Consider the following 11,297-nt stretch of genomic DNA (forward strand, 5'->3'; position numbering starts at 1 on the left):
GCTGCCGGTCGTGTTCGGTGGAGACCAGCCAGTCGTCCTAGCCGAGCCGCTGGCGCCAGTGCAGGAAGTCGTTCTCGCCGGCCGCGTCGCGGGCCTCGGACCAGAGACCGAGGACGCTGCGGACCTCGGAGATGTCGGTGAGGTTCATGCCGCTGCGGAAGAAGACCACGGTGATGGAGTCGGTGTCGCCCGCGCGGCTCTCCGGGGTCACCCGGGAGGGCAGGTTGAGCTCCTGCTCCAGGTAGTCGCGGGCGCGGCCGTCGGACTCGCTCGCCGGGTGCACGATGAGGATCTTGAGCGGGCCGCTGCCGTCGGGGACGAAGCCCACCGGGATGGGGCCGGCGAGCCGGGCCCTGAACTGGTCGAGCCAGCGCGGGTCGACCTTCGCCTCCGCGGTCTCGTCGCCCGAGGCGGCGCGGAGCAGCAGCTCCATGGACGGCAGCAGGGGGCGGGCGAAGACGTCCTCGTTGGCCTCGCCGAAGAGGCGCTTGACCCGCCGCTCCACGACCTGCTTGATCTCCTTCACCGCCGCGCCGGACGAGCGGCGGACCGCGTCGAGGGCCCGCCGCCAGTCGTCGGGTCCGACGAGCCGGCCGAGGAGGGCCGCGGCGTCGGCGTTCTCCGGCAGTCCCAGGCTCTGGGCGAGCCGGTCGACGACGTCGTCGTAGAAGGCGCGCAGGGTGTTCTGCGGGGGCAGCAGATAGGCGATGCCCGCCCGGTCGTCGCGGTAGAGGTCGCGGCGGCGGTCGGCGAAGGACTTCGCCTCGTCGTGCTCGTGGGCGCGCAGGGCCTTGGCGAGTTCGGCGACCTCGACGGTGACGCGGTTCAGGGACGGCCGCCACTGGGCCTCGCCGGCCTGCCAGCCGCGGTGCCACAGGGTCCGGGCCCGCCACTGGTACCAGGCCTCCTGGGCGGCGAGGGCGTCCTGCACGTCGGGATCGCTCCAGCGGGCGGGTACGACACCGCCGACGCTGCCCCTGACCGAGGGGATGGCGGGGGCGGCGGGCTGGACGTTCGGCGGCCGTTCGGGTTCGTTGCGCCGGTTGTCGAGCATGCCGGTGAAGCCCTCCTTCGCTACCCGGTCGGGGTGGCCGGGGAGGCCCGCGAGGACGACTTCGACCTGGAACGGGTCGAGCCGGCCGAGGAGTTCGCGGACCCCGGCGCTGGGCCTGAAGTCCTCGGTGAGGCGCGGGATCTCGCGGGCGAGGCTGCTGTCGAGGCGGCGCAGGGCCTCCTCCATGTCGCCGAGCCTGTTCCGCAGCTCCTGGGTGATCTTCCCCTTGCCGCGCGGGAGTTGCTCGGGTGCGGGGACGTCCGGGGCCTCCCGGCTCCAGAGCCGGCCGATGCCGGAGCGGGTGAACAGCTCGCGGACCTGGCCCTGTCCTTCCCGGTCGGGTCGGCGGGCGCGCTCCGCCATGGCGCGTACCGCCTGGGCCAGGAGCCGGGCGGCGACGATCTCGGCGAGGTCGTCGACGGGGACGGTGAGGGAGGCGGCGAGGCTGGTGGACATGCCCCGGTAGCCGATGCCGCTGCGGGCCGGGGTGGAGCGTTCCACGCTCTTGTTGATGAAGCTGGCCGCGAAGGACTGGTAGTCCTCCTCGGCGTGCGTGGCCGAGCCGCTGTCCTTGCCGAGGTCGGTGCCGATCAGCGACATGACCATGGCGGCGATGGAGCGGCGCAGGTCCTCGCTGCCGATGACGGACGGCTTGGAGAAGAGGAACGCGGTCTGCATGGTGGCGGGGCGCAGGGCGACGACGCCGTCGCCGGGGTACGTGACGCTGAGCCGGCCTCGGTCCTCGACGTCGCCGACCTGGTCGAAGGCCTCGGGCACGTTCTGGTCGTCGACGAGCCGCGAGAGGTCCACCAGGGCGCGGGCCGAGTTGAGTTCGGCCTCGCGTCCGCCGCCCGCCTCGGGCGGGAAGGCGGACGGCATGACGACGAGCGGGTAGATCTTCACGCCGGGCACCCGGGCGTTGCGGAACTCGTGCCCGATGAGGTGGATGAAGTCGTAGAAGATGCCGGCGCCGGTGCCGCCGGCGACGGAGAAGGCGACGAACACGTCGCAGCCCCGGATCCGGTTGCCGCCGACCCGCCGGAGGTCTCCGGCGGACTGTCCGATGGCGCTGATGGCCTCGCGGAGCTGGCGCAGGACGGGTTCGAGTCCGGAGCGCAGGGTCGCGAAGAGCGCGGCGCGGCCGACGGTCGGCAGCTGTCCCGCCCCGTTGTTGAGGGGGGCGACGCGCGGCTGGCGGGCCTGTGGCGGCAGCCAGAGCCGGGTCTCCTCGGGGACGGAGACGCGCAGCATGCGGGTCACCTCGGGCGAGGAGTCGAAGTCGGTGGGCAGCAGGTCGCGGACCATCCGGGAGGTACGGGCGAAGGCGGCGCCCTCGGCTCCCTTGGCCCGGAACTGCGGCTGGCCGAGCAGTTCGCCCTCGCTGAAGTCGGCGTAGACGAACTGGAGGCAGTCGGGCAGCTGGAAGGGCAACCGCCGGCCGCCGTCGACGAGGTCGGTGCCGTCGGGGCCGCAGAGCTCCCGGCGCAGGCCGCGTTCGAGTTCGCTGCCGATGCGTCCGCCGGTGCCGCCGAGTCCGACGAAGAGCATGGGCTGGTAGATCTTCATGTCGTTCTCCTCGGTGACCCGGTTCAGAAGTTGCCGTCGTAGTCGCCGGCGCCGACGGGGGCGTCCGGACCCGTGCCGGTGAGGGGACCGGAGGGAGTGGGGGAATCCCGGCCCGTGTCGGCCGCGGTGGTCCTCCCGGGCCGGCGGGACCACGGGGTCGGGTAGGCGCGGCGCGGGGCCGTACGGCCGCCCCGTACGACGAGTTCGTGGTCGCCGAGCCCGGTCGGCTCACCGGGCCTGACGGGGACCTGCCCACCGCCCCGGGGCCGGAGGAACAGTTCGCCCGCGCCGGTGCGGCGCAGCACATGGGCGGTGGAGGAGCCGCCGGGGATCCGGCGGAGCGTGGGCGGCGCCCCGTACGGTTCGTCGACGGCGAAGGCGAAGGCGCCGCCGGGGCTCTGGCCCCGCCGGACGGTCAGCGAGTCGAGCGTCCTGTCGTCCTGGCACAGTTCGAGGGTGACGCCGACGAGGTCGCGGCGGCGGCGCCGGGCCGCGAGCCGGATGCCGACGAAGGCGCCGACGACGAGGAGGAACGCGGCCCCGCCCGCCACCACCTTCCACCAGCGCTCCCACCAGGTCGGCGGCGCCACCACGGTGACGTCGAGGAAGGCACCGCGCAGGACGCGGTCGCCGTCGCCGGTGTCCACGACGGTGACCCGGCCGCCGAGTTCGCCGAGGGCGGTGCCGCCGCCGAGGGTGACGGTGAAGGGGACGCGGGTGCTGCGGTTCGGCGGGGCCGTGACCGTCGCCGGGGTGACGCCCAGTTCCGCGCCCGGCTTCTGGTCGCCGAGGGCGAGCCGCAGGGTGCGCGGCGCGGAGTCGTTGTTGGTGACGTCGAGGGTGCCGTGGACGGTGCCCCCGGGGTGGACGGTGGCCGCGTCGACGGTGAGGGCGGCGGTCACGAGCGGCGCTTCGGCGGCGGTACGGGCGTGCAGCGGGCGCCGGTCGGAGGTGATCCCGGGCGCCTCCATCCGGGTGACCAGCTCCAGGTCGCCGGTCGCTCCCGCGGGGACGGTCAGGGTGCCGGTGAACCGTACGTCGCCCGCCTTGGCGTCGGGGGCCTTCCCGTCGTCGGCGAGCCGGAAGCTGACGGGCCGGAAGCCCTCGCCGCTCAGGTCGGCCGCGACCGAGAGACCGGCCAGCTGGCGGGGGTCGGTGACGACGACTCCGCGCCGGGTCTGCATCCGCACCTCGACCTTGACCTGCTCCCCGGCGCGCGGGGACGCCGGGTCGAGGACGACGGTGGAGCGGAGGCGGCCCTGCCAGATCGCCCGGACGGCGACCTCGCGGTCGCGGTGGCCCTCCGGCGCCTCGATGTGCACCCGCCAGCGGCCCGGCAGCGGGTTCTTCACGCGCAGCGCCTCCACCGGGCCGTTCTGCCCGCTCACCTCGAAGGCGGAGCCGTCGAACTCCCCCCGCACGGGGACCTCGCGGCCCGCCGGGTCGAAGTACGTGACGCGCACCTTCGGGTCGTGCTTGGCGACCGTGAGGGAGCCGTCGGTGGCGATGGGCGGGATGACGACGGTCAGGTCGGCGGGCGGCTTGCCGACGGTGCCGTGCGAGATGCGGGCACAGCGGGCGGCGGCGAAGGTCTCCTGGAGGGCCTTGTCGATCTCGGCGGAGGTGTCGACGACCCGCATGCGCGGGACGGAGCCGGGGATCTCGGAGCAGCCGCCCAGGTAGCCGCCGCGGGCCATGGCGGTGAGGGCGGCGCGGTCGATCTCGCTGCCGAAGCCGAGGGGCCAGATCTGTACGCCGGCGGCCCGGGCGCGGGCGAGTTCCTCGGTGAGCCGCCGCTCACCGTTGGACTGGCGGCTGTCCGGGTCGGTGCCGTACTCGGGGCTGTCGGCGACGTCCAGCTTGCCGTCGGTCAGCAGGAAGACGACCTTGGGGGCGGCGGCCTCGCCGGCCTTGCCCGTGCCGGGCCCGGTGAGCCGGGTGACGGCCTGCCGGATCGCCGCGGGGAAGTCGGTGCCGGGACCCGTACGGGCGGGGTCGCGGCGGCCGAGGTCCTGCACGCAGTCGCTGAGCCGCTCACGGCCCGCCGCGTCGGCGACGGTGAGCGGGCAGACCTCGCGTACCGGCGACTGGCCGGGCTTCTCCGAACTGCCGAAGCCGATGACGGTGGCCCGGGAACGCTCCGATATCTCGCCCTGGCTGAGGAGGGCCGCCGCCTCGGTCTCGCGCGCGAGGTCCTTGTCGGCGAGGCTCGCCGACTGGTCCACGACGACGGCGAAGTCGATGGGGTCGGGGCCTTCCGGGCCTTCGGCGGGGGCGGCCCGCCCGGCCATGGCGGCGGGGGTACGGGGCGCGCCCGACGCCGTGGTCGCCGCGAAGGGGGAGAGCGCGAGGAGCACCCCGGCGAGGAGCAGGGCGCTCCCCTTGTCGTTCCACTGCATGTTCTCTCTCACCACAGTTCGCTGAGGAGGGCCAGGAGGGCGCCGAGCGCGAGCGAGCACACGCCCAGGCGCAGCCACCGGTACTTCGCCGCGAGCACGAGGCCGTGCACGCCGGCCTGTTCGAGGAGCCAGTCGGTGGCGTCCGCGCCGGACGCGGAGAGCCGGCCGCGCAGCGCGGGCGCGGAGGGACCTGCCGCGAGGTCGCGCAGCATCGTGCGGTCGGCCCCGACGCGGGTGCGGGGCAGCACCACGGAGACGAGCATGAGGACACCCGCCGTCCACAGCACGCCCGCCACCAGCAGGAACACCCGCCCGGCGCCCGGGGCGGACAGCAGCGTGCCGTCCCCGGAGAACACGACCGCGAGAAAGGCGAGGGCGCCGGAGAGCAGGATCGCGGCCTTGGTGTCGGCGCGGCCGATGTCCTCACGGACGGTGGCGAGCAGCCGCTCGGCCATGAACCTGAGCTCTTCGGGCGGCACGGGGGCGGGGCGGGGCGCGGGCCGGGGCGTGGGTACGGGGGCGGCGCCGGGTGTCCGCTCCGGCGCCGGGCCCGGGACGGCGGTCATTCGTCGTCCCAGTCGTTGAAGTCGGAGCTGTGCCGGGAGGGGCGGGCGGACCGGCGGGGCCCGTCGGGCCGTTCACGGGCGTACGGATCCTCGCGGTCGTAAGGGTCCTCGCGGTGGTACCGGTCGTCGCGGCTGCTGTACCGGTCGTCGCCCTCGTACCGCTCGTACCGCTGGTGCGGCTCGTCCGCGCCGCTCCTCCCGTACGGTGCTTCCTCCCGCTGCCGCTCCCCCTGCCGATCCCGCTGCCGCTCCCTCTCCCGCTGCCGTTCCCGCTCGGAGCCGGACTCGACCCGGGTCGGCTCGTGGACCCAGGGGTCGCGCGGGACGTCCTCGTGCTCCTCGTCCCAGTCGGGGCTGCTCGGCTCAGGACGCCCCTCCTCCAGGGCGAGGCGGCGCGGCGGGGTCCCGCCCGAGGGGTTGAGCACCCGGTCGGTGATGCCGTCGATGACGCCGCCGGTCTGGGTCCGCAGGTACATGAGGACCTGGTACATCTGCTCGCCGATGTCGTGCCGTTCCAGGACCCCGGTGTCCAGGAGCCGGTTGAAGACGGCCAGGTAGTCCTCCTGGCCCTCACGCCGCTCCCGCTGCAGCTGGGTGCGGATCTCCCACTGCTTGTCGGGGTGCATCGCCATGTGGTGGGCGATCTGCGCGAGGTCTCCGCGCCTGAGCAGGGTCTCCAGTTCGCGGGCACGGTCGGCGACCAGGGCCCGTTCGGCGGCCTGCCGGCGGCGTTCCGCCTCGGCGACGCGCTGGTCGGCCTCCATGGTGACGCCGTACAGGTCACGGCGTGAGACCTCGGCCTTGACGGAGTGGTCGAGGTCGATGAAGACGAGGACCCGGGTGCGGAGCCCGACGTCGCGGCCGAAGCTGAGGCGTCCGGTGCTCAGCTCGTCCCGTACGGCCTCGTCGGCGCGCTGCGCGTCGGTGATGCGGAACCTCCGGGAGATCCTGCGCAGTCCGTCGAGGAGTTCGTCGTGGAGCAACTCGGCGACATCCTCGACCTGTTCGCGGACGACGAGGTGCGGGTCGGTCACCGCCCACTGGATCTTGGCGACGGCCTCGAAGAAGACGCCGTCCCCCGCGGCCGGCAGCTGCAGCCTGAACTCGGGCACGTGACGGCCGAGTCGTACCTCGAAGACGGTGTACGGGGAGCCGAGCAGGGGCTTGTTCACGTCCTCCGTGCGGTCCGGCCAGACCACGCGGTGACCGCCGTTGCGGTAGAGGAGGACGGCGGCGACCCGGCCGCTCCGGCGGCGGTACGGGGGCGCGTACTCGCCGATCAGCGGTCCGCGCGGCCGCCCGCCGACCGGTGCGCCGTCCTCCTCCTCCCGCTGCCGTCCCCGTACGCGCTCCTGCTCCTGATCCCGTACGCGCGCCTGCTCCTGGCCCCGCGCGCGGTCCCGGTCCCGGTCGTCCTGGCGGCCCCGGTCGTCCCGGTCGTCCTGACGGGCCCGCGCGTCCGGCTGTGCGTTCCTGTTCTGCTCGGGTCCGGTCATCGGTTCGCTCCTTCCGTCACGGCGTTCCACATCCGGAGCGCCGCGCTTCTGTCCAGGGGCCGGTCGCGGTCCCGGACCAGTTCGTTCAGCAGGCCCCTGAGCCGGTCGCGGTCACGGCGGTCCACCGCGAGGCACGGCAGGAAGGCGCAGACGTGCCCGAGGGACTCCGGGTCCTTCGCGGCCTTCCGGAGCAGACCGCCGAGCGCTTCGAGGGCCGCTTCCCCGGAGCGGGCCGTGGTCAGCGTGCGCCGCAGCAGCGACGCGAGGTCCGGTGCGAGATCGGGCCGGGTCGCGAGCAGGGCGACGAGCAGGGGGCGGGCCGCGTGCCGGTCGAGCTCGGGCACCTCCCGCAGCCCCCAGAGGTGGGTGGTCCTGGTACTCAGGGCGCGGATGACGGCGAGGTGGACCAGGTTGGCCAGGGTGGGCCGGCCGTCCTCCAGCCACTGCCCGAGCCGCCGGAGTACGGGCTCGGGTTCGCCGGAGGCGAGCAGCCGCGCCACGCTGAAGGAGGCGGGCAGGAGTGCCTCGACGTCGGTGGCCTCGCGGGTCCTGACGACCCGGGCGAGGGCGTCGAGCGAACCGGGGACGCCTCCGGCGGCGAGGACGTAGCCGTGGGTGAGCAGGGCGGTCCGGACGAGCGTGTCGTCGCCGGAGCCCGCCCAGTCCTTGAGGACGGCGGCGACGGCGGGCCGGACGCGGGGGTCGCGCGCGGACTCGGCGAGCGCGGTGGCGGCGGCCATGCGGGCGACCGGCTCGTCGGTGACGGCGAGCGGGACCACCAGCTCGCGGTAGCCGTGGATCCAGTCCCAGGAGCAGAGCACGCCGGCCGCGATGGAGGCCCGCACCCACACCTCCGGGCGCGGGTCGTCGCAGAGCGAGCGGAGCCAGCGGGCCACCGGGCCGCGGACGTTGTGGTAGCCGTGCCAGATCTCGCCGAGGACGGCGCCGGCGAGCGCCTCGCCCTGGAAGCGGACGGCACGGACCGGGACCTTGGCCGGGCCGAGGTCCAGCTCGCCGTCCTCCAGGACGGCGCGGGCCTGCACCGGCCGGTGCTCGGCGTGCGTCCCGAACAGGCGGCGTCCCGGAGCGTGTTCGGGGTCGAGGGTGACGGCGAGTTCCCAGGCGAGGAGTTCGGCGGCCTCGGCGGCGAGGCTGTAGGCGGAGCCGTTGAAGACGGCGACGGCGATACGGAACGCTCCGGCGTTCAGGGCCGGAAGGGCCTCGGGGAGCGCGCCGGGACGGTCGGCGCCCGCGAACCACTCGCGGGCCTGGGAGCGTACGAAGGAGGCGCATTCGGCGAGGAGTCGCTCGTCGGTCACCTCGCCCCGCCAGTGCCGGGCGAGGTGGTCGGCGAGCCGTGCGGCCTCGCGCGGCCGCAGCTCCTCCAGGCCGAGGGCGTCGACGACGTCCCGCTGTGCCGCCCGCGCCCGCGCGGCGCCGAGTGCCTCGTCGGACTCGGCGCGCAGCCGGTGCCAGAGGTGGCGCTGGAGGACCTCGTCGGCGGGCGGCGGCGCGCAGTACATCCCGTACCGCCCGCGCAGCAGCCGGTCGGCGAGCTCCCCGTTCTCGACGAGGACGACGCCGTAGGCGTCCCGGCCGCGCAGGAGGTCGCCGAAGCGGTCCAGGTGGAGTTCGGAGAGGCGCGTGGCGGTGCGGCGTGGGGCGGCGGTGTGCTCGCCGCGCCCGGAGCGCGAGGAGTGCGGCTCGTCCTCGGCGCCCACGTCCTCGGCGGGCAGTTCCAGGAGGTGGCCGCCGTTCTCCTGGAGGACCTCCTCGGTGAGCTCGTCGACGCCGTGGCGCGGGTCGAGGCGGAAGACCTTCCCGTCGGTCAGTTCGGCGAGCAGGGCGAGCGCGGTGGCCTTGCGTCCGCTGCCGGGTTCGCCGCACAGGACGAGGACCCGGTGGTCGCGGAGCCGGTCGCGCATCCGACCGTACCCGGCGGTCGCGCAGTACACCCGGCCGAGGTGGTCGAGCGTCTCGGGCGGGACGGGGCCCTGGACGAAGTGCGGGGCGCGGTCGGAGCCGCCCAGGGCGAAGATCTGGTTGCCCTCGAAGACGGTGCCGTCGCCGTGGATGGTGGTGAGGCGGTCGGCGCCGGCCCAGGTGCGGACGGCCCGGCGGGCGGTGGCGGCGCCGCCGGTGTCGCCGCCGGGGGACCCGAGATCGCCGGTCGCGAAGACGTTGGGTTCGCGCGGCTGTTCGGTGGTGCCGTCGGTCCGCTCGGCGCCGCCCGGCCGGTCACCGTCCCGGTCCTGGCGCCCGCCGCCCCCCGGTTCGTCGCCCCGTTCCTGGCCTCCGCCCGGTGCGTCGGCGCGGCCGCCGTGGTCATGCCCGGCGTCCGGCGTGTCGTTCTGCGGGGCCGACTCGTCCTCGTCGCTCACGCCGGCTCACCCGCCCCGGCGTCCGGTCCCGGACCCTTGCGGATCCCGGTGAAGCCTCCGTGGATGGTGTTGCCGTGGATGTCGAGCAGGTCCCCGCCGACCTGGTACGTACGGTTCCCTCCACCGGTCCGGGGCGTTGGGCCGTCCCCCCGCGACGGCCCAACGCCGGTCCGAGCCCCCGTCGCCGGCACCCGCTCCCCCGCGGCCACCGGCCCCCTCTCCCCCTCCGGCACCGGTTCCCCCTCCGGTGCGCGCTCCCCCCGCGGCGCACACTCCCCCTCGGGGCCGACGAGCGGCGGCGCGGGCCTGCGCGGTACGTGGAACCAGGCGGCCTCGTCGGTCTCCTTGGACCGGATGCGGGCCCGGCGGTAGTGGTCCGGCTCGACGTACGGCCCGCCCTCGACGACCACGTTCGCGTACAGCCAGTCGGAGACCACGACCAGCAGGTCGACCCCGGGCGTCTCGTTCATGATCCGCTTGGCCATGGGGCTGTCGCAGAGCCGGGCGGCGAGGTCCACCGCCCGCCCGACGAGCCCGTGCTGGTCCTGGGCCACGAGCCCTGCGTTCATGCCGATCCGCAGCCTCAGCGGCCGGGCCCTGCCCTTGTTGTGGGCGCGCAGGCTCTCGTACAGGGTGTCGATCCACCGTCCGACCATGAGGCTCGGCGGCACGTCGGGGCGCAGCGCGGCGAGGATGCCGTCCCCCCGGTCCTCCTGGTGGAAGGTGCCGGGCTCGACGCCGACGGAGCTGTACGCGTCGTCGAACGCGGCGTACAGCGCCGCGCGCTGGAGTCCCTTCTCGGCCATGTCCAGGGTCCCGGAGCCACAGATGTCGCCGAAGACGACGAACCGGTGGATGCCTCCCGCTACCCCGCCGCCCGCTTCCCCGTTCACTCCCGCACTGCTCACTCTCGGACTCCCTGTGTGATGCCCCGGTGCCGTTGGTGCCGTGGTGGTGCGTGTCCAGACTGGCCGCGTTCCGCGACCGGCGATGTAGCCGTTTACACATCCGGCGGAGATTCATCCGCCGGGTTTCCGCCGGGGCGTGCGCGCCCCTCCGCGAGCAGCACCAGGACCCGCATGTCGAGGACGACGACCGTGCGGTGCGCGGTGCGGACCACGTCCTGTTCCCGGAGCAGGCGCAGCGCCTTCGCGACCGCCTCCCGGGTGGCTCCGACGGCTGCCGCCAGGTCGTGCTGGGGCAGCGGCAGTTCGAGCACGGTCCCGGCGTCCCCCTGCCGTCCGGCGCGCTCGGCCAGTTCGACGAGGCGGGCCGCGAGGCGCTGGAGGACGGTCTCGGAGGCGAGTGCGCGGCGTTCGACGTCGGCGCTGCGCAGCCGGGTGGCGAGCTGGCGCATGACCAGCGAGGTGGCGTGCGGGCGGGCGGCGAGGAAGCGCCGGAACCGGTCACCGGAGACGGCCACCGCCTCGACCGTGCCGAGGGCGGTGACGCTGGCGCTGCGCGGGCGCCGGTCGACGGCGGCGAGGTCGCCGACGACCTCGCCGGCGCCCCGGAGGGCGAGGATGAGCCGCGAACCGCGCTCGGTGCCGACGGAGACGACGGCCCATCCGGAGAGCAGCGCGAGGACGAAGGCGCTGGTGTCGCGTTCGCGGATCATCACCTCCCCGGGTTCGTAGACGCGCCGGGCGCCCTCGGCGAGCAGGGACCGCCGGTCGGCCGCCGGGAGGGCATGGAGGAAGGAGCGGTCCTGGCCGAAGAGACTCACCGACCGCTCACCCCCGTACCGTCCTCGGGCCCTCCGGGAAGACCGCCCACCGGTGCCCGACCGGCGCGTTCGCGTGCCTGTTCTCACCTCATGTGGCTCACTGGGTCCC

Annotated in this window: 7 protein-coding genes; all 7 read right to left on the reverse strand. The window is 74.8% G+C overall.

Going from position 1 to position 11,297, the window contains the following annotated elements; translation table 11 throughout:
• Positions 1-37: 37 nt before the first annotated feature.
• Positions 38-2,620, reverse strand: coding sequence for a tubulin-like doman-containing protein (locus IO20_RS39610; protein WP_063761392.1), 2,583 nt, complete (start codon positions 2,618-2,620; stop codon positions 38-40).
• Positions 2,621-2,643: 23 nt separating this feature from the next.
• Positions 2,644-5,019, reverse strand: coding sequence for a vWA domain-containing protein (locus tag IO20_RS41975; RefSeq protein ID WP_063761391.1), 2,376 nt, complete (start codon positions 5,017-5,019; stop codon positions 2,644-2,646).
• A gap of 8 nt (positions 5,020-5,027) precedes the next feature.
• Positions 5,028-5,585, reverse strand: a complete 558-nt coding sequence (locus tag IO20_RS36425; RefSeq protein WP_030549371.1) for a Pycsar system effector family protein — start codon at positions 5,583-5,585, stop codon at positions 5,028-5,030.
• Positions 5,582-7,081: a hypothetical protein gene (locus IO20_RS0111865; RefSeq protein WP_030549370.1), complete on the reverse strand. Its 1,500-nt coding sequence runs from the start codon at positions 7,079-7,081 to the stop codon at positions 5,582-5,584. Before IO20_RS0111865 ends, IO20_RS36425 begins: the two co-directional genes overlap by 4 nt.
• Entirely contained in the window at positions 7,078-9,462 is a 2,385-nt protein-coding gene (locus IO20_RS0111870; RefSeq protein WP_030549369.1) for a hypothetical protein, read from the reverse strand. The genes IO20_RS0111865 and IO20_RS0111870 overlap by 4 nt, the downstream gene beginning before the upstream one ends.
• A complete protein-coding gene (locus IO20_RS0111875; RefSeq protein ID WP_063761390.1) occupies positions 9,459-10,370 on the reverse strand; it encodes a nucleotidyl cyclase domain-containing protein in 912 nt (303 codons plus the stop codon). Before IO20_RS0111875 ends, IO20_RS0111870 begins: the two co-directional genes overlap by 4 nt.
• 92 nt (positions 10,371-10,462) lie before the next feature.
• Positions 10,463-11,188, reverse strand: a complete 726-nt coding sequence (locus IO20_RS0111880; protein WP_030549366.1) for a Crp/Fnr family transcriptional regulator — start codon at positions 11,186-11,188, stop codon at positions 10,463-10,465.
• Between the last annotated feature and the right edge of the window lie 109 nt (positions 11,189-11,297).

Origin of the sequence: Streptomyces exfoliatus (assembly GCF_000725545.1) — a bacterium.
Lineage (GTDB): Bacteria > Actinomycetota > Actinomycetes > Streptomycetales > Streptomycetaceae > Streptomyces > Streptomyces exfoliatus.